The organism is Arcicella gelida (genome assembly GCF_034931025.1).
Classification (GTDB): Bacteria; Bacteroidota; Bacteroidia; order Cytophagales; family Spirosomataceae; genus Arcicella; species Arcicella gelida.
Genome location: NZ_JAYGIL010000018.1, coordinates 49,946 through 74,886, shown reverse-complemented (window position 1 = coordinate 74,886; position 24,941 = coordinate 49,946). Strand labels below are relative to the sequence as shown.

The window sequence follows — 24,941 nt, the reverse complement described above, 5'->3', positions numbered from 1 at the left end:
TATAAAAAGACAAATTTCTACTCCTCCACCATTCTACTATTCTTCACATTAGCCAAATAGACAAAAGTACTTAGTCCTGCTACGAGTGTTATTAAACACATTATTAACTGCATCAAATTAGGTTTAATAACCCACATTGCTCCAATAAATTGAACGATTAGAATGATGTATAGAAAAGTAGCAACTGCTTTTCTAGGTACTTTATTGATAACAAAAGAACCCAAAGGTGCAAAAATAGCGACAAATGGAATACAGGCTAACCACATTTCAAAAGCTTCTGGTTGAAAATCATTAATCAAACCTGCATGAAGAAAGAAGCCTAAAATCGTTTCAAGTGTCATGATAATTACTGATGAAGGCACGGCTACTTTTTCGTCAATACGATAATAAATCGTCATTAAACAGAAAGAGAAAATATTAATGCCTGTTCCAAAAATAGAAGAAATCATTCCACCGATTAACCCAAAAAATAGTAATCTAGCCATGTCCGAACGTTGAAACGATTGAATTTTATCGAATACTTCACGCTTTGGTTTGGTGTTTTCGTACCATAAAACCAAACCAAAACTTAACCAAAGTGATACAAAAAAGAGTTTTGCCAAAGGCGGAGAAATAAGCGGAACAATGTAATATGTACCGAAAATCAATCCGAAAATGCCTCCGAACGTTACATATTTAATATAATTCCACTCAACTTTTATTTTTAAATTTAAAATCAGTAAACTTGCTGAAGTCATACCAATACTTTGAATGGCGAAAGCAAAATTTCTGGCAATAGCTGGCGGGATTTTAAGGAGTAAAGTAAAAACAGGATAAGCAATAGCTGCACTTCCTTCAGGACTAGAACCCGCAATGAACGAACCGAAAATCATTGTAAGTACTGCGTATCCATGTTTTGCAAAAATATAGAAACTATCGGTGGATACCATGTAATATGTCCAAACACTCAATACCACTATCAAGAATGACAAGTAAAGCCAAGGCAATTTGATTTTTTTCAGTTTGTCGGTTTGCATCAATAAAAATCTTTAATTTTACGGGAAACAAAGGTAAACGCAATTTTCAATTATAAAAATTCTCATTCAAGAGTATCATTATGCAAAATATAGAGGAAATACTTCAAAAATTGATAGCCGAGCATAATTTCTTAAAAGATATGCAAGAACGCATCGTGGGCAACCATGATATTATGATTGAAAACCAAAAGCGTAATGCTGATAATCATGATTTGGTGATTCAAAATCAATCAACGATTATCAAAAACCAAGAAATCATTGTCAACAATCAGGTAAGTATTATTCGTAATCAAAGACAAATTGCGGATAACCAAATTACGCTTTCTGTGATGTTACAAACGCAAACTTATTTGTTGAATTTAGTCAAGAAACTTTCTGGTCAGGAAGAGTCTTTTGAAGATACCGAAAAGTTTGTTCAAGGTTTAAGAAGACAAACGATTGATAATTTGAATAGTCCTTCTCTGAACGACCCACAAACACTTTAGCGAAAAATAAAGCATCATATTTTGCCAGAATGATTTACATTATTCTGGCTTTTTTATTTCTGCTTATCTCAACATTTGTCTATAACTCTTTTCCAGATTTCGCTCTTCTTGAAATTCCGTTATTTTCCTCTTTTTTGGAAAAACAAAAATCGTCAATTCTTCCAATAAAGCCTAAATTTCACCTCATTTACTTCTGCTAATTAATTTTTCGCTTCATATTCCTACATTTTCAACAGTTTTTCATTTTCGTGATTAATTTATTATTCCAAATATTTGGATTTATTTATTATTATTCCATAAATTTGGAATAATAATTTCATACAATTAATTCTGAGATAGATGCAATTATATGATTCGAAAGAGTTTTTCTGTCCATCATTGAAAAAAAATCCCCTAATAATCATGCCTCATATTGCATTGGAAAGTCATTTGCCAGGCATTACTGGTTTACTTGAATATCGTCAAGATACTGCTCAACCCATTCGTGAACTCACACAGATTTTACTTCGTGGAGAATCTACCCTGACAGAAGGCGAACGTGAATTGATTGCCACTTTGGTTTCGTCGCAAAACCAATGTAAGTTTTGTACAACTGCACATACAGCGGCTGCGAATATTCTTTTGGGTGAAACAGAAACTTGTGAAATGGTGAAAAAGGATTTTGAATCTGCACCAGTATCAGAAAAAATGAAAGCTTTATTAGCAATTGCAAGTCATGTTCAGCAAAGTGGTAAAAATGTTACTTCTCAAGATATTGAGCGAGCTAAAGTAGCTGGTGCAAGCGACCGTGAAATTCATGATACCGTTTTGATTGCCGCTTTGTTTTGCCTTTATAATAAATATGTGGATGGCTTGGCAAGTGTAACGCCAGCCGAACCTGCTTTTTATGAAAAATTAGGTCAACGCATCACGACAAATGGCTACAATAGAGTACCAGCGATTTATGAACAATTGAAAAAAGAGGTACAAGCTTAACTCATTTTAAAAACCTGAATTCCCATAAAACTTATCCAATTATTCAACCTTAATTATGTATGAAAAAAATCTTTACACTAAGCATTATATTATTTCACTCACTAGCAGTTTTTGCACAAAACTTCACTGGAAGTATCACAGATGCCGAAACCAAAAAGCCTTTGGCAGGTGCAAGTGTTAGAATTAAAGGAAAAAATATTGGTACAGTTACGAATGCTGAAGGTTTCTTTAGTTTAAAAACCTCCGCAAAACCTCCATTTACCTTAATCTTCACCATGATTGGTTTTGAACGCCAAACGGTTGAAGTAATAGATAATTCGGCACTTACAATTTCATTAAAATCTGGAGATGAATTATTGCAACAAGTAGTAATTTCTGCTTCAAGAATTGAAGAAAACATTTTAAAATCACCTGTGAGTATTGAAAAAATTGATGCGAAATCTATTCAACAAAGTCCTTCTGTAAGCTTTTATGATGCTTTAGTCAACGTAAAATCATTGGATATGGTTACGAGTGGTTTGACTTACAAGCAAATCAATACTCGTGGATTCAACTCTACAGGCAATAGCCGTTTTTTACAATTGATAGATGGCGTAGATAACCAATCGCCCGGCTTAGGTTTTGCTGTTGGAAACCTTTTTGGTTCTTCAGATTTAGACGTTGAAGGCGTAGAATTAATTCCGGGGGCAGCTTCGGCACTTTATGGTCCAGTGGCGTTTAATGGTTTATTGATGACAACAACCAAAAATCCTTTCAATTATCAAGGATTATCAATCCAAACAAAAGTCGGTATCAATCATGTTTCTGACAATGCTTCTGGTGCAAAACCTTTTACTGATTTTTCGCTTCGTTATGCCAAAGCCTTTAATAATCGCTTTGCCTTCAAGTTAAATGTTTCTTATTTAAAAGGAACTGATTGGTATGCTAATAATTATACCGACATCGACCCAAATACCCCTGTTGCACAACGTGGAGCGAATAATCCTGGAAGAAATGCCTTGAATATTTATGGAGATGAAGTAGCTCAAACCATTCAAGGCATTGGGCGAGTTTCTCGTACAGGTTATGAGGAAAAAGATTTAGCCAATTATGGTGTTTACTCTACGAAATTGAATGCGGCTTTGCATTATAAAATTTCTGAAAGTCTGGAAGCCATTTATCAAGTAAATTATAGTCAAGGAACGGCAAATTATACAGGAAGTAGCCGTTTTGCTTTGAATGATTTTAAATTGATTCAAAATCGTTTGGAGTTAAGAGGCTCAAACTTTTTTATCAGAGGATACTCTACCGCAGAACAATCGAATCATTCTTACAATACTCGTTCGTTAGGGCAATTAATCAACCGTACTTGGGTGAGAGATTTAAACGGAAACGTAGTAACACCCGACAAAGCAGATGCTACTTGGTTTGAACGTTATTCCGCAGCTTACACAGGAAAAGTAGGAAGTGTTTCAGGACAAGACCATTCAGCAGCCAGAGCATTTGCCGACCAAGGACGCTTTACCGCAGGTTCGAGTGATTTTGAACAACAAAAAAGTAAATACATCGCCACCGCAGGATTGGGCGGAGCAGGCGTATTGAGTAACAGTAAATTGTATCACTTAGATGCTCAGTACGATTTAAGTTCAAGCCTGAAAGTAATCAATCTATTAGTCGGCGGAAGCTACCGAGTATATGACATGGAAACCAACGGTACTTTGTTCGACGATAAGGTCAATAAAGTAAGTGTGAAAGAATTTGGCGTATTTGCCCAAGCTTCTAAAGCCATTTTGGATGAAAAACTAAAACTAACGCTTTCGGGTCGTTATGATAAAAACGAAAACTTTAACGGAAGTTTTACGCCGAGAGCTTCGGCAGTTTTTTCTCCTTCCGAAAATCATAATTTCAGAGTATCGTACCAAACTGGTTTTAGAAACCCTACTGTTCCAGACCAATTTATCAAATTGAATGTTGGTCCAATCATTATTTTGGGCGGAGCTCCAGCAAACAGTGCAGGCTTGAATGCTTATGAAAATTCGTTCACGGCGGCTTCTGTGGGAGCTTTTGCCAGCGGTTTTTCGAGCGATTTACAAAAAGGCGTTGCTTTCCCGACGGCTGTTGAAAACAATAAAAGTAAACTCGTAAAATCAAATGTGCCTTATATCAAACCAGAACAAACCCAAAGTTTTGAAATTGGTTATAAAGGTTTGTTAGCTCAAAAATTATTGGTCGATGTGAATTATTACAGAAGTACTTATACCAATTTCTTGATTAACCAAGTCGTAATTCGTCCGACAAGTAATGTTTTAAATTCAGATGGAACGATAAATTCTGCGGCGGCACAAGATATTTTAGGAGGCAAAACTCAGGCTTTCCAACTTTATACCAATGTGGCAGACAAAGTAAGCTCGCAAGGCGTTTCTTTGGGTTTGACCTACTTTTTACCAGAAAATTTCAGAGTAGGATTCAACAGTACTTGGTCTGATTTTAATATTTTGGATGCCAATCCAAACAATATTCCAGCGTTCAATACTCCTCGTTGGAAAACCAATTTAACTCTTAGTAATTCAAAAATCACAGAACGTTTAGGCTTTAGCGTAGCGTGGCATTGGCAAGAATCATTCGATTGGTATGGAACGTTTAATGAAAACCGTCCGGGCAATATTCCTGCATATAGTTTAATAGATGCACAAGTAAATTACCGTGTGCCAAGCCTAAAAACTACGGTGAAATTAGGAGCAAATAACCTTGCTAACCAGTACATCGTACAAGCTTATGGCTCGCCAGCGGTGGGTGGTTTGTATTATGTTTCACTAACGTTTGATGAATTATTTAGATAGATTTCAAGCGTTTTGAATAGCTTTTTCTAAATGACATTTCCTATTAGGAGGCGAATTAATTCGCCTCCTAATAGGAAGTTAATAAGTGTATTTTTTTTGAATTAAAATACTGAAAAACAGCAGTTTGGTTCAAGAGATACTTTTCACCTTTTTTCAATATATATATCAATCATATCTAAATCTCTAAAACTATGAACTTAAAATATTGTACTTACACTTGTATGTGCTTGGCTTTGTATTTCTGCCAAGCTTGCGGATTGAGTTCCAATTCCAACGACAAAATGGTAAAGTATTTAGCTGATACTTATGATAAATTTTATGTCAAAGAAAACACTTTTTGTCCTGAGGCAGAGTTTGTTTTCTTTGACTCACTATCGACCAAACATCCTGATGCTAACATGAGGATGCGGGCAAGTTTCTTTAAAGCCAATGGATTTTTGAAGCTTGGGCAAGAACAAGAAGCTACTTTGGCATTTGAGAAAATCTTGCAAGTTGCCAAGGCTGAACATAGACATTTTACAGATGTACTAAAAGGTTATGCCATTGCCTATTTACGCATGGGCGAACGCCAAAATTGTATCAGTAATCATTCTTCAGAATCTTGTATTATGCCTATCAAAGACGCTGGTGTTCATCAGAATAAAACAGGTTCAAGCAAGGCAATTGAGATTTATCAACAATTACTGAAAGAAGATAATAAAGATTATGAATCAAGATGGCTGTTGAACATTGCTTACATGACGCTCGGTGAATATCCGTCAAAAGTACCTCCGCAATGGCTCATTCCGAATTTGGATAAAGATAATTCTGAATACGCCATCAAACCCTTTACAGACATTGCTCCGAATTTGGGCCTCAATAAACGCAATATGGCAGGCGGCGTAATTATGGACGACTTTAATAATGATGGCTATTTGGATATTATTACTTCAGATTGGGGACTAAAAGGTGCGATGCACTATTTCAGAAATGATACCAAAGGTAGTTTTACGGATTGTTCGGTGATTTCGGATTTAGGTCGTTTCAAAGGTGGATTGAATATGATTCAGGCAGATTATAACAACGATGGTTTTCTAGATATTTTGGTACTAAGAGGTGCTTGGATGGGCAAATTTGGGAAACAGGCTAATTCTTTACTCAGAAATAATGGCGACAATACTTTTACGGATGTTACGGTAGAAAGCGGGCTTTTTTCAGAACATCCTACGCAAGCGGGTGTTTGGAGAGATTTTAATAATGATGGATGGTTAGATTTATTTATTGGAAATGAAAATAGTGGATTTGATGAATATAACCCTTGTGAATTATTCTTAAGTAAGAAAGATGGAACTTTTATAGAAGTGGCTTCAAGTGCTAATTGCCAAATCATTGATTTCGTAAAAGGTGTTAATGCTGCCGATTATGATAATGACGGACTTCAAGATATTGTTATTTCGGGTCTTCAAGGCAAAAGAACTTTATTGAGAAATACAGGATTGAAAAATAATATTCCTCAATTTGAAGATGTTACCGAAAGAGCTGGATTGGGTGATGTTCGAGTAAGTACATTCCCGACTTGGTTCTGGGACTATGACAACGACGGCTGGCAAGACATTTTTGTTTGTGGTTATGAATTTGACAAATCTATTGCTTTTTCAGCAGGAACAGAAGCTTTAGGTATTCCGAATAAAGCCAGTAAAATGTACTTATATCATAATAATCATGACGGTACTTTTAAAAATGTGTCCGAAGAAGCAGGCTTGAACAAATCTGTTTTTGCGATGGGTGCAAACTTTGGCGATATTGATAACGATGGTTATTTGGATATGTATTTAGGAACGGGCAATCCCGACTATAAATCGCTTGTACCGAATCGCCTTTTTAGAAATATGGGCAATGGAAAATTTGCCGACGTTACTGTTTCGGGCAGAGTTGGAAATTTACAAAAAGGACACGGAGTAGCCATTACCGACCTTGACAATGACGGTGACAATGATATTTTTATCGAAGTTGGCGGAGCGTACATCGGCGATTCTTACAACAATTCGCTGTACTTGAATCCAGGACAAAATGATAACCGTTGGATTAATATTCAATTAGAAGGTACTGAAACCAATCGCTCGGCGATAGGTACTCGCCTAAAAATAACGTTCCGAGAAAAAGGTGTAAAAAGAGTACTTTATCGGGACGTAAATTCTGGTGGAAGTTTTGGAGCGTCTGCTTTAAGAAGAGAAATCGGAATCGGGCAAAGTAATTTGATAGATGAAATAGAAATCACTTGGGCGAAAACTGGTAAAAAACAAGTACTCAGAAACCTAAAGCCCAATCAGTTTATCAAAGTAAAAGAAGGAAGTAATGTCATCACAAAAGTAAATCTCAAGAAAACACCTTTCACGAATCAATACACAGACATTCCCATTTGTGACTCAAAAACAATGAGTCTTTGATTTTCTAAAATGCTAATAAATTTTAATTACTATTTCCATGGAAATTGCTATTCCTGATACACAAGTACAATCACGTACTAACATTGCTTTTGCGGTTTGTATGCTTTGCTATCTTTTGGGTGGCACAGTGGCAACTTTAATGTCGGTTAATTTACCTGTTGCTATTCCTGAACTATTAGGAAAAACGCCATCGGTTGATAAATTAGGACAAATCGGTGCGTACTTAAATGCCTCTTTTATTTTTGGTTGGATGTTTGGCGGATTAACCTTGGGCATTGTCAGCGACAAAATTGGTCGAGTTAAAACCTTAGCTTTTTCAGCAGGAATCTATGGCGTATTTACTTTAATGACCGTTTTTGTTGCCAATTGGGAAAGCCTTTTGATTTATCGCTTTTTCACAGGTTTTGGTGTGGGTGGTGTTTTACTCATCACTACCGTTTATATTTCTGAAATTTGGAACGCCAGTACTCGTCCTGTGGCTTTAGGGATTTTAGCCGTTTCTTTCCCGATTGGTATTGTATTAACGGGTGGTTTAAACGTACTTTTTGGCAATTGGCGTCAATCCTTTTGGCTTGGTATTATTCCCATTTTGTTGGGATTTGTAATTATGCTTTTCTTGCCCGAATCTTCTACTTGGCAAAGTGAAGGTCTCAGTAAAAAACAGGAAAAAGAAAGTATTTTTTCTGCCGAAAATGGCAAAAAATTATTCATTGGGTCATTGGTTTTTGGTTCAGTTTTAATTGGTCTTTGGGCGATTTTTTCTTGGCTTCCAACATGGGTACAAGGTTTATTGACCAATACTTTATTAGACGGACAAAAAGAGCGTGGACTAACGATGATGCTTTTAGGCATCGGTGGTATTGTTGGCGGAATGTTTTCGGGATTTCTAATCAAAAAATTAGGCTCAAGAATTACGCTGATACTTACTTTTTCGGGTTGCTTTTTAGCTTGTTTGTTATTGTTTACTACTAATTCAAGTTTCACGCCTATCATTTATCTTGAAACCGCCTTACTTTCTCTTTTTTTTGGCATCAGTCAAGGTTCGTTATCAAGTTACATTCCAGCACTTTTCTCAACGACCATTAGAGCCACAGCCACAGGTTTCTGTTTTAATATCGGAAGATTTTTTACCGCTACTGCTGTCTTTTTTGTAGGAAGTTTAGTAACAGTCTTTGGTGGAATTGGCAATGCTTTGCTGTCGTTTTCCATTACTTTTTTAATTGCTTTGGCGGTGGTTTATTTTACAGAGAAAACAGATAATTGAGAGATTTAGCGGATGAGTGATTTTTGCTTGTTCTTTAAAAATCAAGCGTTTAGTTAATACATAAAACCCGTTGTGCAAACAACAATATAAATGCACAACGGGTTAAAATATAAAAAATGTACTATCTAAAAACTTGACTTTGACGACAGTACCACAGTTTAATACGCATAATTGGTTTGCTTTCAATTAATAAACAAACTCTCCAAATTCAGACTGAATTGTTACTTGTTTACCTTCAAAGCCTTCTACTCTACCTATAATTTGTGCATCTATTCCAAATGATTTTGAAATATCAATCAAAGTCTGGGCATATTGCGGGTTGATATATACTTCTAGTCGATGCCCCATATTGAATACTTTATACATTTCTTTGAAATCTGTATTGCTTTCTTCCTGAATCATTTTAAACAATGGAGGCAAAGCAAAAAGATTATCTTTGACAATATGCACGTTATTTACAAAATGTAAGACCTTCGTTTGTGCACCACCAGAACAATGTACCATTCCATGAATTACAGGTCTTAATTCGTTTAATATTGCTTTTACAACGGGTGCATAAGTACGAGTTGGCGAAAGGATTAATTGACCTACGTTTAATGGTGCTCCAATTACTTCGTCCGTCAAGCGTTTTGAGCCACTATAAACTAACTCTTTGGGTACAGCAGGGTCAAAGCTTTCAGTGTATAAATCTGCTAAATAATGACCAAGTACATCATGACGGGCAGACGTTAAGCCATTTGAACCCATTCCGCCGTTATATGTTTTTTCGTAATTCGCTTGTCCGTCCGAAGCCAAACCCACAATCACATCGCCTGCTTGAATGTTATGATTAGAAATTACATCATCACGTTTCATTCTAGCAATTAGGGTAGAATCTACGATAATTGTCCTCACTAAATCACCTACGTCTGCTGTTTCGCCACCAGTACTCCAAATCCCTATTCCATTGTCTCTAAGCATCTCTAGTACTTCTTCTGTACCATTGATGATTTCAGCAATTACTTCACCCGGAATCAGGTTTTTGTTACGACCAATCGTGCTTGATAGCAGCATATTATCGGTTGCTCCTACACAAATTAAATCGTCGGTATTCATCACCACGGCATCTTGAGCAATGCCACGCCAAACAGAAACATCGCCTGTTTCTTTCCAATAAAGATAAGCCAATGATGATTTTGTACCTGCACCGTCGGCGTGCATAATATTGCAATAGGCGTCATCGCCACCTAACATATCTGGAGAAATTTTACAAAATGCTTGTGGGAAAAGCCCTTTATCAAGTTTTTCGATGGCTTTGTGTACGTCTTCTTTAGAGGCAGAAACACCTCTTTGCATGTAACGATCGGTCATTATGCGGTTTTCTGTTTTCGTTTGGTTAATCAATGATACAAAGTTACGCTTATCTAAACAAAAAACTTCATTTAAAGCTTTACTAAAGAATGCTTCTCAATAAATTTCTTTAAAAGAGATAAAACCGTCTGAATTCAGGCTTGTTTTTAATGGTAAGAACGAATTACAGAGAAAATTTAAATTGAGAGCCTAAATCTGTGATTAGCCAAACTGTAATATTTTAAATAGATTGAAATACTTTTCCTTTCAAAACACTAAAAAGCCAAATCAAAAAACAGGGAATATTATAAATCACGATAAAAGTAAAAACCGACACCAAGCCATCTCGATAAACCTGTACCAAAACTGAAATCAACAAAAAGTACAAAAAAACAAAAGCCGAATCGGGCGGACTTCGAAGTACTTTGAAATAACAACGAGCTGTAAACCGAGCGAAAAGAAAGGGAATCAGCACAATTCCGAAAGAACCAAAATTGGCATAAGCTTCGCCATAAATCGAACAAACCGCTCCCAGTTTACTAATGTCACGTTCTGGCACAGAAATATCCAGTGTCCACTGCATCAGCGAAGGTTTTTCAGTCCAGAGATTTCGAGGAATCGGCGAAACCAAGATGGGGAAAAAAGTTTTGCCATAATAATATGAACCAGCTTCATCTACCAAAGTCATTGACACCGCATACATATCCAAAAAAGCCAAATCTGCATTACTTCCATCGCCACTTACTTCTTGGTATTCTGTGAAAAAATCAGAAAAATCTTCGAGCGTCGCTCCTTCTTGCACCAATTTTCCGATGTACTTCAAAGGCAAAAAAAGTACAAAACAAAAAATCCCAATCAACCAATAGCGTTTGGGCATCCACTTTTGCTGATTTCTGTATAAATAAAGCGAGCCTAAAAAAATCAGCGGAACAATTACTCGATAACGATGATAGCCTTGCAAAGCCAAAATCAGTAGAAAAATCACGACAATTGCCAAGTAAGTTTTCTTGAAACCGTGCTTAAAAATCAAAGCCATCATGCTTAGTACTACAAAATTTTGAGTATTCGATAAATACGAAGAGCGTTCCCAATCGCCAAAATCGTGTTCGGATTTACCAAGTATCGGAATATATTGCTGAGAAAAAATCCCCCAAATGCCCAAAGGAATCGTGATAAAGAGTATCATATTCAGTACTTTCCCATCAATCAAAATACGTTGTTCAGTCTGAACGAAATCATCTTCATTTTTCTGTGCTTCCACGAGCCAAGCAAGCGTCATAGCCAGAAAACCCAAATCCGCCCAATAAGCTGCCCGACTGATTTCGTGGTTTTGCGTACCCAGAAAATAAGTACTGTTACTCAAGAAAAGTGCCGCTCCACTATTAATTGCAAACAAACGAACAGTGAAAATCAGAAAATGAAAAACTAAATAAATCGTAGCAGGATGATAAGCCGACAGTTTTCCATAACGCCACAAAAGCGAAGTACAAAGCAAGAAAACCGATAGGTCGATGACCAAAGAAATCAGCAGATTATCCCACATAAAAAGTTTTTCTAAAAAAGTACAGCGATGATAAAAGGGTTAGGTTTTTGGTAATTCCCGTCAAAATAAAAGCAATGACGATTCCAGAAATCCCGAATTGGGGAATCAGTAAAATATTAGCAACAACTGAAACCAATGCCGTAATGAGATTTGGTACGAATAAAGCTTTTGCTTGTCCCAAAACATTCAATAAAAAACTAAGTAAATGTCCTAATTGAAAAATCATCCAAGCAAAGCAAAGCCAGATAAAAAGCTCTTTTTGTTCCAAAAAAGCTTTGCCCAAGAGTAATTCCAGTAGAAAATCTTGCATTAAAAAAATAAAGAAAATTTCAACTGAACAGATAAGTAAATAGCTTGAAAATAAGGATTTTAGATTTTTTACAAATTCAGTTTTTTGAGATTTGTCTGCAATATTTTTGTATAAAAACGGACTAAATTTCGCCATCAATAAACCCGAAACAATGCTAAATGGATGAATGGCAAGCTGAGAATAACCACTATACAAACCCGTTTCGGCATTACTCAAAAAGCCACTCAGTAACCAGCGGTCGAGCCAAACTTGTACCCAAGCAAAAGTATTTACGAGCATCAGCCAACGAGAAAAACTATTAATTTCAGTCCAAGTAGGATTTTCTTGCACATTATTTTCGAGTATTACAGTTTTGCTAAAAATGTGTTTGAGGTAAAAAAGGCTTAGCACAGTACTTATCGCCCAAGCTGCCCAAACAGCGTGTAGGCTTTTTGAAAAATGCACAAAGAAAATCAACAAGGCGAGTCGAATACCAAAGTAAAGTGTAACAGCAATAGCGATTTGTTTGCGTTGTTGGAGTAAATGCAAGCGAGTTTTATAAAATTCGTGCTGAGATTCCAATATGGTAATTGGAATCAACCAAAGACTTAGGAGTAAGTACTGATATTGTTGATGATAAATTGACCCTAAAATAAAGACAAAAACAGCCACCACAATCAAGCCATAAATTTTGAAAAATTGAGGATTGAAGTATTGAAAAATACGATTGAAACTTTGAAGACGAAAAGCGAAAGTATTGGCAGTTTGGGTAAACGAAGCAAAAAATATCATCGAAAAAAATTGTAGAGAAGCATTAAAAAGACTAACAATTCCGTACTCTTGGGTAGAAAAAGTACTGGTGAGATACTTGATAATCACCGCATTCAGGCACACTTGTGTAAAAGTATATACCAAAAGCCAAGCCGAATCAGCATTTATCTTTCTTGTGAATATGTGTAGTGTTTTTTGCATGACTTTAAATAATCCTTCCTAAAATCTCTTTCGATAGAATCGGAACTTCATTCAAAACATAATATTCCAAACCTGAAAAATCATTCAAATAGCCTTTAGGCTCTGGAATCAGCAATATTTTATTACCCATAAAACTTGCCCAAGCAGAGAAAGTAGAATTTGAGCCAATAATAAATTCACACTTCGATAAAGCCACCAGATCTGCTATGGAAGAACCAAAATAAATACGTTGAATTCTTGAAGAGTATTCAAGCAACAGAGTCAATTCTTCAGCTTTTCCATCTGAAAAAAGTAAAAACTCATAACTGAAATTCGTGTGTAAATCAATTTGATGAATAATTTCCAGATACCAAGCCAAGCTTTTTTGTGCTGAAGGATGATAATCCCCCAAGCGAACATGAATGCCTATTTTTCTTGAAAATGAAAAATTATTTACTTCTTTCAACCGAAATGGATGGATCAGTTTTAGCACATTTTCTACAATAAAACCTCGTTCAGCAATCAAATCTTTGAAATATGGCTGAACACCTTTTACTTCAATCAGGAGATTGGGGGAATTTAATTGTTTGATTCCCGACAATTCATTTTCTGAAATTTTATGTAAACTATTTAGTAAAAAGTACTTCTTCCAGCCTGAAATTCCTGCTTTTTTGAAAATGTTGAAGTAATGTCTTTTATCAGATTCTTGTCGTAAATACGGCCCAACATTGAATTGTTCCCAAGTTGGAGCAATCATTTGGGCATTTAGTTTTTTTGCCAAACACAAAGCTCTGGCATAAACCAGCAGACAGTTCGCCAAGCCCATCCCTCCGATTCTGATGCCAATGTCTATTCTGGAACGAAATTTTGGATAAACATAAATCATTTTTAGGTATGAGTTTGGTGTTCTGAATGTTAGTCCTCATCTAAGATTTAGAAACTGATAAATTACAAAATTTGAAGAGTCCGATTTTAATGATTTATTCAATAGGTAGAAAATCAATGACAATTCACAATCATCTCGGCACTTCTATTTTTTGTAAAATCTGAGCAATCACATCTTCTGGCGTTGAGCCTTCCATTTCTTTTTCTGGAGTCAGAATTATTCTGTGACGAAGTACCGATGGCGTAAGTTCTTGTACATCTTCTGGCGTTACAAAATCTCTTCCACGAATAGCCGCCAAAGCTTTTGAAGCATTCAACAATGCCACTGAAGCTCTTGGTGAAGCACCTAAATAGATGAATTTAGAATTACGAGTTTCATGAATAATTTTGGCGATGTATTCCAAAATCTTAATATCAACAATCGACTGCCGTACTTTTTCTCTTAAAGTACTAAGTTGTAAAGGCGTTAAAATTCTGTTAACTAAATCCACAGGATTGTTAGATTCTGCACTAGAACGTCCGTGATTTCCTTGGAGAATTTGTACTTCTTCTTGATAAGATGGATACTTGATGATGATTTTAAAAAGAAATCGGTCGAGCTGGGCTTCTGGCAAACGATACGTTCCTTCTTGTTCAATTGGGTTTTGGGTTGCCATTACCAAGAAAGGAAACGACATCGGATAAGTAGTTCCAGAATTGGTGATTTGTCGTTCTTCCATTACTTCAAACAGTGCTGCTTGCGTTTTAGCTGGAGAACGATTTATTTCATCAATCAATACAATATTTGAAAAAATTGGTCCTTTTTTGAAATCAAATTCTGCTGTTTTAGGATTAAAAATGGCTGTTCCCAACACATCCGAAGGCATCATATCAGGCGTAAATTGAATGCGACTAAAATCAGTAGAAATGGTTTTTGCCAATAATTTTGCCGTAAGTGTTTTGGCAACTCCGGGTACACCTTCTAACAAAACATGACCATCTGCAAAAATGGCAGTAAGTAATAAATCAATTGTATTTTGCTGACCAATGATGATTTTACCAATTTCTGCACGGATATTCGCTACTGCTTCCTGTAAATCGCTTAGGTCTATTCTTGATTCAAATTCCATCGTTTCTTAATTGTGAGTGTGTGAATTATATATGTGTAATTAGAACTGTACGAAGGTTTGTAACAACCAATTTTATTGAAAAACAACTCTTAAAAGGGTAAAATTACTCCTCAGCCTAAACTTATTGGCAATCCCTTGCGGTTGCCGTTTCAAGTGAGGCAACCGCAAGGAATTGCCACTACAAGAAATTATTAGTTTAAGAAACATTTTGATTATTTATTGAATCTTTCGTACAGTATTAATGAATAATTCAAAATCAGGTTTTTGTATAAAAATCTTCAATATACTTATTCAATTTGATTAAGTCTTTTTCTGTTACTTTTTCACTGGCTTGGATACTTGCTACGTAGTCAAAAAGTTCGTTGATTTCAGCGATAGTTAAATTAGTTTTTCTACTTAAATCATCTCTAAATTCTTGGTCGATTACTGTTGTTTTCAGGTGGAATTTATTCCTGATATACGCTAATAAGTAAGCAGTTTTCTTCGCTGAAATAGCTTGATGGTCTTTTTGATTATAATACAAAGCACCAATTGTTTCTACAAAAGCCAATGAAGTATTTTGTGGCGTTTCAATAATTGGAATAATTCTTTGTTTCCGTTTTCCTTCAAAAATCAAGTAAATACACAACGATGCTAAAGTAATAAAATAAGCCCATTTTAAGGCTGGCTGACTGACAATAAACTTGAAGGGAGAAGTATCAATATTGTCGTCTTCGCCTTTTGCATATTTAGCTTTCAGAATACTTCTGTCCATTTTCCCAAAGCTAACGATGCTCACATATTCATCCCAAAACACTTGATTTTCGGGCAAGTACGAAAGTGCCTTAAAAGCATAATCTGCATTATTATCTTTCACCAAATAAAAGTTTGAAAAAGCTTTAGGAACCGTACTCAAGTAAAAAGCTCCTTTGCCAAAACCTATTTTGATAAAATTGGGTTTACCATCATAGTTTTTACCCAAAATTTCAGCATTGGTTTTGACGATTACTTTCTTCGAACTATCCTTCGGTAAATCAAGAGAAAAATAACTTCCAATTGATTGATGGTGATAAAGATAAGGTTTATTCGGCTTGAGCGTCGGGTTTTCAAAATCAATACTCAAAGAATCTTTTGTGAATTTCTGAAGGTAAGTCGTTTCAAAATGTAGCGTATCGTTTAGTCCATAAAAATCTTCGGCAGCGATAAAAGCATTATTACCAGCACCAACATACGCTAACAACTTTATGAGGTTGACAGAATCTGCTCTGAAGTACTGATAAACATAGATATAATTACTTTTTCGATTTTTCCAATCCGCACTTTTGTGGTAAATAGGTACTTTGCTGTCGGATATTCGTTGATTTCTAAATACTGTTGGAAGCAGTTGATACAATAGCTCGCACCCATAAGGAATTTTGTCCTTACTTGAATAAGTCTGAGTCCAATCTATGGGTTTTGGTTTGTAGATTTCTACCAAAACGAATCCAAGAACGGTTGAAAAAAGGATTAGAAGATACAAACGGTGTTTTTTCATGCTTACTCTTCTGAATCGCTACCATCGTCGGTGATGGTTGTTAGGCTGATAATTTTATCGTTTTGTACTGTAATTTCCAGAAAAGAATCACTTGTTCCAAACCTTATGCTTACTGTTGTAATCCAATCTTCAACAGAATTATCAACGTCACGAAGTTTGTATGATTTTGGAAAACGCTTTTTTACTTTCGCCATCGCATCACCAACTTTTAAATCTAAATTGTCGATTTTGAACTTTGGCGTTTTTAAATCGAAACCACTTACGGTTTCATCCATCACAAAGAAAGTATCTTTTCCGTAGAAGTACATTTCAAAATGATTTGATAGTTGTGCATCTTGGGTTTCCTCTTTTGTTACTGAATCTGGCGAACCTAACTTGTCTAAAATTGCACCGTAATTACTCGCTAATTTAATGCCTGAAACACTCATTGTGTAATAGTCGAGTGTATCATAATCATCGCCTTCATCTTGAACTTTATTGGTTTGCGAAGAAGGTTTGAAAGATGAAAATGCAATAAATACTAAAATCAAGAAGAAAGTAACTGAACCTAGATATTTCATATTTTTATGTACGATTTAGATTGTGAATCGTATTAATTAATTTGATTACTGAATGTTAAAAATGAATCTCGAATCTCTAAGAAATGTGCTTCATCAATCGGGAAATCGCCGTACCAAGTATATTCAAATTGGCGTGTTACCTGATTAAAACTAGCATTAAGTTGCGAAGATTGTAATTCATAAACGTAAGATTGATTGGTTTTATTGATTTGCCAATGAATCAAACCTGCATCACTCAATTCTTTCAATGCTTTCAAATAATATAACCGCACGGCTAAACGATAATTTTTTTGAAGTACAGCTTCAGCAATGGCTTCATTAAAATCTATTTGATGAATGTCTTCTTGAACGGTTTGATAAGGAATATTATACTTAGATTTCTTCTTGAAAAGTCCATCAAAATCAACGCCTATCAATTTCAAAATGATAAAAACAACGACTGCTGCTACAAAAAAGTAAGCAACAGCTTTCCACATATCAGGGTTACCAACGCCTGAAAACCTTTCTGAAAACCAATCATAAAGTTCACGGAGAAAACGCCTCCACCAAGTATCTACATAATTTACTTGTTCTGTGCCGTATTGATAATCTTTTAGTTTTTTGAAAGTACTCATCTGACTTTCGCTTGGTTTTCTCACAATTACTTTTGTAGTATCTGCAAAAGTATTGAAGCCAAAGAAAGCCGAAAGTAATATTGTATTGATAAAAATGTGATAATACAATCTAATATTCTTCATCTTCATTTTCAAATGTTTTCTTCTGACCAATACCTGAAATTTGAGATTTTAAAGAGTTTCCATCTCTTCTTTCCACCAAATTAAAGTATTGAAAACTTAATGCCACATAAGTTAATGAGGAAATTAATACACGCCCGATGGTCGCAAAAATGGTTGCAATAATGATAGGAATGTTTCCTGTACCACCAGCCCCTACTTTAAATATTTTCAGAAAAGTAATAATGATAGACGGAGCAGAAAAAATTAAAGAAAGAAAGTAATTGATAATGGCAAAAATGACCATCAGTCCAAATGTTGACCACCATTTTTGCTGAATCAGATAATTGGCTCTGCCAAATGCTTCCCAAGTGCCAATTCCTTCAAAAGCTATAATTGGTGTATTTAAAATAAAAATTATTCCTAAATACAAAATTGTGATAAAACAGAGCATGCCAGTTAAGAAAATAGACAAGTTTGCTCCAACCCCAGAACCCGCACCCGAACTGATTAAACTTATAAAAAGAACAAAAGCTAATACTATAACCAATAATGCGATTGTAACACTCAAAATACTTGCAAGAATGGGTAGAAATAAACTTTTTACTCGTTCCCAAATCATTGGTACAGTAATGTTTTTTGGGTCTTCCGAATCTTGGTATTCGATAAAAAATGCGTAAACCGTAGCCGCAACCATAATCGTTGCTAAAAAGATAAATAGCAAGGCAAAAAAGTAATTTGCGGATAATAAGTAAGCTGTGTTTTTACCAATAATTTCTCCGAAAATCTCTGCGGGATTTGTACCTTCTGGACTTTGTCCTTGTGCAAGTCCTCCTACTTCTAAAGCTGCAATTTGTACCAAACCACTAAAAATACCACCAATTAGCACCAACGGACCAGTTAAGTATAACAAAGACAAACACAAAGGTTTAAAATTGGCAGTAACAAAATTAAAAGTAACATTGATTTTGTCACTGAAATCACGCTCTTGTTCAAAGACTATTTTTGATGAATTTTTCATTAGAAAAACGGTTTAATTGTATAGGATAAACTACAAAATACCAGATAATAAACAGTGCTGATGGCAAAATAATCATCATACTTGGTATCAGAGAAAGATGTTTACGAGTAAGAAAACTTTCGATAAAACCAGCAGTAATAAACAAAGGAACTAAGCCGATAATAATTTTTAAGCCTTGTTTTGCTCCTTTTTTAAATGATGCAAGTCGAGTAAAAGTTTTAGGAAACAATAAACTATTGCCCATTACCAGACCTGCACAACCAGCAATAACAATAGACGAGATTTCAAGTGTACCATGAAGCCAAATTGTTAACAAAGAGGTTTCTAAAAAACCGTGTTGATAACAGAAGTATTGAAAAACACCCACCATGATTCCATTGAAAATCAAGAAATATCCTGTACCAACAGAGAAGAAAATACCCATGACAAAAGTGATAAACGAAACCCTGATATTATTGATGGTAATGAGAAAAAACATGGAGATTTCATCCTGATTTCCATAAACTGCTAATGGATCTCCTTTTTCTACATTTTCTAAAGTCATTTCTACATATTCATTCCCTAAAATCAAACGGGCAAATGAATCATCATAAGCCGCCGAAACGGCACCAATCAAAGCCGAAATTGTGAAAATAATAAATGAAAAAAGTAATTGTTTCTGAGATTGATAAAACAAAAAAGGTAATTCTACTTTCCAGAAAGTAATAAAGCGATTCGCCTTTTCACGTTTATTCGCATAGATTTTACTAAAAAGACTTGATGTTAAACCATTCAAATATTTTGTAGTAGGAGAATCCGGATAGAAAGTACGAGCATAGGCTAGGTCGTCTGTCAAGGCTATAAATCTTTCAGAAAGTATATCAGGGTTGACATTCCGAGCGTCTTCCTCAAATTCCTGCCATTTGTCGAGGTTATGCTTTTTAAATAGGGCTTCCCGCATGAAAGTAAATTAGGGCTTATAAATAAAATTTGTTTGAAATGCTTCTCTCTGCTAACTTTCGGAAAGTTACAAAACTTTCTGAAAGTTGCCACACTACTAGCTTTTTTGCATCAAAAACTTTTCTTAGTTTTAGGTAAATTAATACATATTCTCAGCCTTAAAAAATTAACAATGAGTAAAATACGCATTCAAACCACACAAAATGTTGCATTAGACTTTACACCTGCAAGTGTTGGCGACCGTATCTTAGCTCATATTATCGACTGGATTATTTTTTTTGCTTGGGGAACTTTGTATATGCTTGTCTTTTCAGGCTTAGATTCTTCTTTTGATGATAATATTTTAGGCATCATTATTTTATTTGTCTTTCTTATTTTACCAATTATGTGTTATGATTTACTTTTTGAAGTATTCATGAATGGACAAAGTATTGGGAAAAGAGCGATGAAAATAAGGGTAATTAACCTTTATGGCACACAACCTACTTTGGGTTCCTACTTAATGCGCTGGCTTTTTAGACTGGTGGATACCATGCTTTTTGGCTCTGTAGTTGCATTAATTACTGCTGCTGCAAATGGGAAAGGACAAAGATTTGGGGATATTGCCGCAGGTACTGCCGTAGTGAAAATTAAACCATTGGTAAGTTTAGAACAGCTTCGTCAGGAAAGTATTTTTGAGAATTATCAAGTCGTGTTTCCAGCAGTAAGTATTTTATCCGACCAAGATATTATTACTTTGAGAGCCGTTTTGAAAAAGGGAGAACATAATCATCAACTGCTTGAAGAAGCAACCGAAAAAGTAAAAGAAGTAATGGGAGTTAGTACTGATTTGAACGATGCCGATTTTTTGAAACAAGTACTAAAAGACCATACTTATTTAACCACTATTGAGAGCTAGCTTTCACCCATCTTTCACTTCTAATAAAAGCGGCTTTTGCCAAAAATACTTTTCTGTAACCAAGCGGGCTTTGTCCTGTTACTTGTTTGAACTGTTTGTTGAAGTGTGAAATGTTTCCAAAACCACTTTCAAAACAAACTTCGGCTACTTGTTTTTCAGAATTAGCTAATAAATTACAAGCGTGTTTGATACGGTATTCGGTTACTAAATCTAAGAAAGTTTTCTTAGTGATTTTCTTGAAATATCTACAAAAAGCCGTTTCTGTCATGCTCGCCAAATGGGCGGCGGTTTCTAAATGAAGTTCTTGCGTGTAATTTTCGATAACATAAGCGTAGATTTTATTGATTCTATCTAAATCCACTGCCGACATTTCAAATTGTTTGGGTTCGCTTTCAATCAATTTTAAATCATTGGAAATGGCGACTGTATTTAATAAATCTAACAAACCAAGCATTCGCTGAAAAGGAGGGACGTTCAAAAGAAAAACCATTTCCTTCGCAATTCTATCTCTCGTTTTTCCTGTAATTTGTAGTCCTTGTTTAGCTTTTTCAAGGAGTATTCTGATGGGTTCTGTTTCTTGATTTTTAAAAAACATTTCGCCCCAAATTTCTTCTTTAAATTGCACAACAATAGCTTGTGAAGAGTCTTCAGGGCCGATTCCATCGTTTTTCCAGCAATGTGGAATGTTTGGACCTAACAAAACCAAATCACCAGCTTGAAAATCAGCCACATTTGTTCCTACAAAACGTTTTCCTTCACTTTTTACAATCAAAGTAAGTTCAAATTCTGGATGAAAATGAAAAGGAGCATCAAAATAAGAATAACTTAATTGTTTGAAGAAAATCGAGCTATTCGATGAATCGCTCAATTGTTCAAAAGAAGCTTTCATTTGTTGTAATTTTATCGAATTGATTGAAAACCAAAGTTTTAAGGTAAAAATGCACATATTTTACTAAAAAACCATAAAAAATCAATCAAAATGAAAAATGATTAATGCTTCGGACAGCCACAATCTTTTTTCTTGAAGATTCCCCAAAGAAAGCCTTTTTTACGGCGACGCTTCGTTTTTAAGCTCGAATGTGATTGACTTTCTGCAATAGTAGTTTTTGTAGCACTTGTAGTAAATGCTTCACTTTCAACTTGTACACAAGAGAAAAGAACGGTAAGAAGAATTAATTTTTTCATCAGTGACAATGCTTTAATGATTTTAAACACAATGCTATTTTAACGAAAAAATAGCAAAATCGGTATCACAACAGTTTAAAACTTACGAATTAACACAACAGCGATGATTAATAAAATAGCTCCAATGATTTTACCGAGCGAAATAGGTTTTACGGGTAAATCAAACAATCCGAAATGGTCTAAAGCCATAGAAATTACCATTTGTCCTGCTACAATTAAGCCAAAAGTAAATGCTACGCCCAATCTTGGAATCAAAATTACGACTGTACTCACATAAAAAGCTCCCAAAACTCCCGCAAACCAAACATACCAAGGTGCGTTTTGTGCATGAGTAATTTGCTTGAGAGGCACTTTTGTGATGATAGCATAAACGCCCAAAGTAATTAAACCTGTTAAGAATGATAAAAAAGCCGCCAAAATTGGGTTTTCAACAATTTTAGTCATTTTACCATTCAGTCCAGCTTGTATCGGAAAAACCACTCCGCAAAGAAAAGCCAAAAACATAAAGAAGTATTGCATCGTGAAATTTAATAAAAATAATTCATTGAGTACGTTTTTCACAAAATCATATTTAAAGTTTGATAGTTCATTCTTATTGTCATTCTGAGGAACAATACTTATTTTTAGACAAAAACCTTATTATATGTCACCAACAACTAAAAAAACTGAAATACTTGCAGGCATAAGTTCCTTTTTGGCAACGATGTATATTATCGTCGTCAATCCTTCTATACTTTCCCAAGCTGGAATGCCTTTTGATGCTGTGCTTACGGCTACAGTTCTACTTTCATTCTTTTGTAGTTTGATGATGGGATTGTATGCCAAAAATCCCATTGTGGTTGCTCCTGGCATGGGGATGAATGCCTTTTTTACCTTTACGGCGGTAAAAGGCATGGGAATTTCTTACCAAGTAGCTTTGGGAGCAGTGTTTTGGGCAGGCGTTTTTTTCTTGCTTTTGTCTATTTTTAATTTGCGTACTTATATCGTAAAGGCGATTCCCAAACCACTTCGTTTTGCGATTTCTGCTGGGATTGGCTTGTTTATTAGTTTGATTGGTTTTGAAAATGCACATTTTATCGTTTCAAATCCTGCTACTTTGGTGAGCATTGCCAGTTTTCATAATCCTATTGTCATTACTTTTTTAATTGGTTTGTTGCTGACTGCCGTTTTGGTAGTGCGTGAAGTAAAAGGAGCAATTATCATCGGTATCGTTATTACTACTTTGTTGGCAATTCCTATCGGAAGAATTTGGGGAGATGCTTCAGCTATTAATTTCGGACAAAAAACTTTAGTCAATTGGAACGGACTTATCGCTTCGCCAGATTTTAGTTTACTTTTTCAATTAGATATTATTGGCTCTTTCAAATTTGCTTTGTTTCCTATCATTTTTGCTTTTGTATTTACCGATATGTTTGATAGCCTTTCTACTTTTGTAGGATTGGCAGAGGCGGCTTACTTATATGATGAAAGTGGCGAACCACGCAATATCAAGCAGTCTTTATTGACGGATGCTGTCGCTACTTTACTTGGCGGAATTTTAGGAACAAGTCCCGGAACGGCTTATATAGAATCGGCTGTGGGTATTGAACAAGGCGGACGAAGAGGTTTAACTGCTATTACGGCTGGAGTTTTGTTTTTGCCTTTTATGTTTTTATCCCCTTTATTATCGGTAATTCCTTCCATTGCTACGGCACCAGCTTTAATACTTGTCGGAGTATTTATGATGAAACCCATTACTAAAATCAACTGGTCGAAAATGGATGATGCCATTCCTGCTTTTTTGGCTTTAGTACTGATTCCTTTTTCTTACTCCATCACACAAGGAATTATTTGGGGTTTTCTTGCTTGGACAATCATCAAAGTATTCACAGGAAAACACAAAGAAGTTTCAATGGCTCTTTGGGTGATTGATGCCTTTGCAGTATTGTCTTTGGTGATAAGTTAGCGGTGAGCTATAAGCTTTGAGGTGAAGGAGTAAACTTTTTAAGAAGTTTATATTCCAAATTCATATTGATTAAATTTCACGACTCTAAGTCATGCCATGAGTATTGAAGGATACATTTTCAAATCAACAAATTTTCAAATTACTTCCCATGAAAAAAATACTTTTCTTTTTCTTCATCAGTTTACAAATTCAAGCTCAAAAGCCCTTAACGGCTATTTTGGGTGCTTTTAGTCAAGAAGTAAAATTGTTGGAAGATTCTCTTGTCAATAAAAAAGAAGTAAACTTAAAAGGTATTCGTTTCTTGACGGGCGAATTACGTGGACGTTCGGTCGTGGTAGCTTTAACGGGCGTTGGTAAAGTAAATGCTGCGATGACGACAAGTATTTTACTGATGAAATGGAATCCTGAACAATTAATATTTACTGGTATTGCAGGCGGAATTCATCCAGATTTGTTACCTGGAGATATTGTGATTGCTAAATCTACTTTTGAACATGATTTTGGAAAAATTGACTCTACAGGTTTTACGCTTCGAGCTACTCGAAATCCTGCTTATGTTGAATTGAATCCAATTTACTTTCCTGCTGATGAAGCATTGCTCAAAAAAGCACAAAGTATCTCTCAGAAAACACATTATAGAATAGTAGGAAACAGAAATCTTAAAGTAATGACTGGCATTATTGCCACGGGCGATGTTTTTGTGAATTCCAATCAGAAAGTAGATGAATTACGAGTAAAATATGGTGCAGATGCTACTGAAATGGAAGGTGCTGCGGTGGCACAAGTATGTTATCAACAAAAAATTCCTTGCTTGATTATCAGAAGTATCAGTGATAATGCTAATTCAAAAGCACATTTAGATATAAAAACTTTTGAATTTGTGGCAGCATACAATTCAGCTAGTTTGGTTTTGGGAATATTGGGAGGTTTGTAGTAGGGAAATTAAAAAGCTGAATTACAATGTAGCACGAGTTTTCTACTCGTAGCTCAAAAAAATCAAGATGCTTACTTGTTAATGATTGTTAACTAAAAAACTAATCGGGTAGCAAAAAACGTTGTCTTTATTAGCCTTGATG

General features: G+C 35.3%; 22 protein-coding genes. 8 read left to right on the top strand and 14 right to left on the bottom strand.

The features are described 5' to 3' along the window. Positions 1 to 17: 17 nt before the first annotated feature. Positions 18 to 1,016 (bottom strand): sulfite exporter TauE/SafE family protein, encoded by a 999-nt coding sequence (locus VB776_RS14770; RefSeq protein WP_323697490.1) that lies wholly within the window; start codon positions 1,014 to 1,016, stop codon positions 18 to 20. A gap of 80 nt (positions 1,017 to 1,096) precedes the next feature. On the opposite strand from VB776_RS14770, the gene VB776_RS14765 reads away from it, so the two are divergent. The 5 genes from VB776_RS14765 to VB776_RS14745 all read left to right on the top strand — a co-directional run bounded on the left by VB776_RS14765 (position 1,097) and on the right by VB776_RS14745 (position 8,985). Continuing rightward, on the top strand, positions 1,097 to 1,501 hold the full coding sequence (locus tag VB776_RS14765) for a hypothetical protein (RefSeq protein ID WP_323697489.1): 405 nt from the start codon (positions 1,097 to 1,099) through the stop codon (positions 1,499 to 1,501). 402 nt (positions 1,502 to 1,903) lie between these two features. Beyond that, on the top strand, positions 1,904 to 2,476 hold the full coding sequence (locus tag VB776_RS14760) for a carboxymuconolactone decarboxylase family protein (RefSeq protein WP_323697487.1): 573 nt from the start codon (positions 1,904 to 1,906) through the stop codon (positions 2,474 to 2,476). A gap of 59 nt (positions 2,477 to 2,535) precedes the next feature. Then, the gene (locus tag VB776_RS14755) at positions 2,536 to 5,295 is read left to right on the top strand and encodes a TonB-dependent receptor (protein WP_323697486.1); all 2,760 of its coding nucleotides are present in this window, start codon (positions 2,536 to 2,538) and stop codon (positions 5,293 to 5,295) included. Positions 5,296 to 5,486: 191 nt separating this feature from the next. After that, positions 5,487 to 7,721 carry a CRTAC1 family protein gene (locus VB776_RS14750; RefSeq protein ID WP_323697484.1) on the top strand — a complete coding sequence of 745 codons (2,235 nt, stop codon included), beginning with the start codon at positions 5,487 to 5,489 and terminating at the stop codon, positions 7,719 to 7,721. A gap of 37 nt (positions 7,722 to 7,758) precedes the next feature. Continuing rightward, on the top strand, positions 7,759 to 8,985 hold the full coding sequence (locus VB776_RS14745; RefSeq protein ID WP_323697482.1) for an MFS transporter: 1,227 nt from the start codon (positions 7,759 to 7,761) through the stop codon (positions 8,983 to 8,985). 186 nt (positions 8,986 to 9,171) lie between these two features. On the opposite strand, the gene VB776_RS14740 is transcribed toward VB776_RS14745, so the two are convergent. The 10 genes from VB776_RS14740 to VB776_RS14695 all read right to left on the bottom strand — a co-directional run bounded on the left by VB776_RS14740 (position 9,172) and on the right by VB776_RS14695 (position 19,838). Continuing rightward, positions 9,172 to 10,335, bottom strand: a complete 1,164-nt coding sequence (locus VB776_RS14740) for an AIR synthase related protein (protein WP_323697480.1) — start codon at positions 10,333 to 10,335, stop codon at positions 9,172 to 9,174. Positions 10,336 to 10,555: 220 nt separating this feature from the next. After that, positions 10,556 to 11,857 carry an O-antigen polymerase gene (locus tag VB776_RS14735; RefSeq protein WP_323697478.1) on the bottom strand — a complete coding sequence of 434 codons (1,302 nt, stop codon included), beginning with the start codon at positions 11,855 to 11,857 and terminating at the stop codon, positions 10,556 to 10,558. Further along, on the bottom strand, positions 11,847 to 13,118 hold the full coding sequence (locus VB776_RS14730; protein ID WP_323697476.1) for a lipopolysaccharide biosynthesis protein: 1,272 nt from the start codon (positions 13,116 to 13,118) through the stop codon (positions 11,847 to 11,849). Before VB776_RS14730 ends, VB776_RS14735 begins: the two co-directional genes overlap by 11 nt. Positions 13,119 to 13,122: 4 nt before the next feature. Next, the gene (locus VB776_RS14725) at positions 13,123 to 13,983 is read right to left on the bottom strand and encodes an alpha-1,2-fucosyltransferase (protein WP_323697475.1); all 861 of its coding nucleotides are present in this window, start codon (positions 13,981 to 13,983) and stop codon (positions 13,123 to 13,125) included. Between the two features lie 130 nt (positions 13,984 to 14,113). Beyond that, complete coding sequence (locus VB776_RS14720) at positions 14,114 to 15,091, bottom strand: AAA family ATPase (RefSeq protein WP_323697474.1); 978 nt, start codon at positions 15,089 to 15,091, stop codon at positions 14,114 to 14,116. A 256-nt stretch (positions 15,092 to 15,347) separates the two neighbouring features. Then, positions 15,348 to 16,604 (bottom strand): DUF4350 domain-containing protein, encoded by a 1,257-nt coding sequence (locus VB776_RS14715; protein ID WP_323697472.1) that lies wholly within the window; start codon positions 16,602 to 16,604, stop codon positions 15,348 to 15,350. Between the two features lie 2 nt (positions 16,605 to 16,606). Further along, the gene (locus VB776_RS14710; RefSeq protein WP_323697470.1) at positions 16,607 to 17,164 is read right to left on the bottom strand and encodes a hypothetical protein; all 558 of its coding nucleotides are present in this window, start codon (positions 17,162 to 17,164) and stop codon (positions 16,607 to 16,609) included. A gap of 32 nt (positions 17,165 to 17,196) precedes the next feature. Beyond that, entirely contained in the window at positions 17,197 to 17,901 is a 705-nt protein-coding gene (locus tag VB776_RS14705; RefSeq protein WP_323697469.1) for a DUF4129 domain-containing protein, read from the bottom strand. Continuing rightward, on the bottom strand, positions 17,888 to 18,898 hold the full coding sequence (locus tag VB776_RS14700) for a hypothetical protein (RefSeq protein ID WP_323697467.1): 1,011 nt from the start codon (positions 18,896 to 18,898) through the stop codon (positions 17,888 to 17,890). Before VB776_RS14700 ends, VB776_RS14705 begins: the two co-directional genes overlap by 14 nt. After that, entirely contained in the window at positions 18,870 to 19,838 is a 969-nt protein-coding gene (locus tag VB776_RS14695) for a stage II sporulation protein M (protein WP_323697465.1), read from the bottom strand. The genes VB776_RS14700 and VB776_RS14695 overlap by 29 nt, the downstream gene beginning before the upstream one ends. A 171-nt stretch (positions 19,839 to 20,009) precedes the next feature. Between VB776_RS14695 and VB776_RS14690 the strand changes: the two genes are divergently transcribed. Next, positions 20,010 to 20,735: an RDD family protein gene (locus VB776_RS14690; protein WP_323697463.1), complete on the top strand. Its 726-nt coding sequence runs from the start codon at positions 20,010 to 20,012 to the stop codon at positions 20,733 to 20,735. Here VB776_RS14690 and VB776_RS14685 read toward each other — a convergent pair. The 3 genes from VB776_RS14685 to VB776_RS14675 all read right to left on the bottom strand — a co-directional run bounded on the left by VB776_RS14685 (position 20,722) and on the right by VB776_RS14675 (position 22,481). Then, positions 20,722 to 21,624, bottom strand: coding sequence for an AraC family transcriptional regulator (locus tag VB776_RS14685; protein WP_323697461.1), 903 nt, complete (start codon positions 21,622 to 21,624; stop codon positions 20,722 to 20,724). The genes VB776_RS14690 and VB776_RS14685 overlap by 14 nt on opposite strands. A gap of 101 nt (positions 21,625 to 21,725) precedes the next feature. Then, positions 21,726 to 21,920, bottom strand: coding sequence for a hypothetical protein (locus VB776_RS14680; RefSeq protein ID WP_323258352.1), 195 nt, complete (start codon positions 21,918 to 21,920; stop codon positions 21,726 to 21,728). Between the two features lie 75 nt (positions 21,921 to 21,995). Continuing rightward, entirely contained in the window at positions 21,996 to 22,481 is a 486-nt protein-coding gene (locus VB776_RS14675) for a DMT family transporter (protein ID WP_323697459.1), read from the bottom strand. Between the two features lie 82 nt (positions 22,482 to 22,563). Here VB776_RS14675 and VB776_RS14670 point away from each other — a divergent pair, with 82 nt between their 5' ends. Continuing rightward, on the top strand, positions 22,564 to 23,865 hold the full coding sequence (locus VB776_RS14670) for an NCS2 family permease (protein ID WP_323697458.1): 1,302 nt from the start codon (positions 22,564 to 22,566) through the stop codon (positions 23,863 to 23,865). A 148-nt stretch (positions 23,866 to 24,013) separates the two neighbouring features. Then, positions 24,014 to 24,799 (top strand): 5'-methylthioadenosine/adenosylhomocysteine nucleosidase, encoded by a 786-nt coding sequence (locus VB776_RS14665; RefSeq protein WP_323697457.1) that lies wholly within the window; start codon positions 24,014 to 24,016, stop codon positions 24,797 to 24,799. Positions 24,800 to 24,941: the final 142 nt, after the last annotated feature.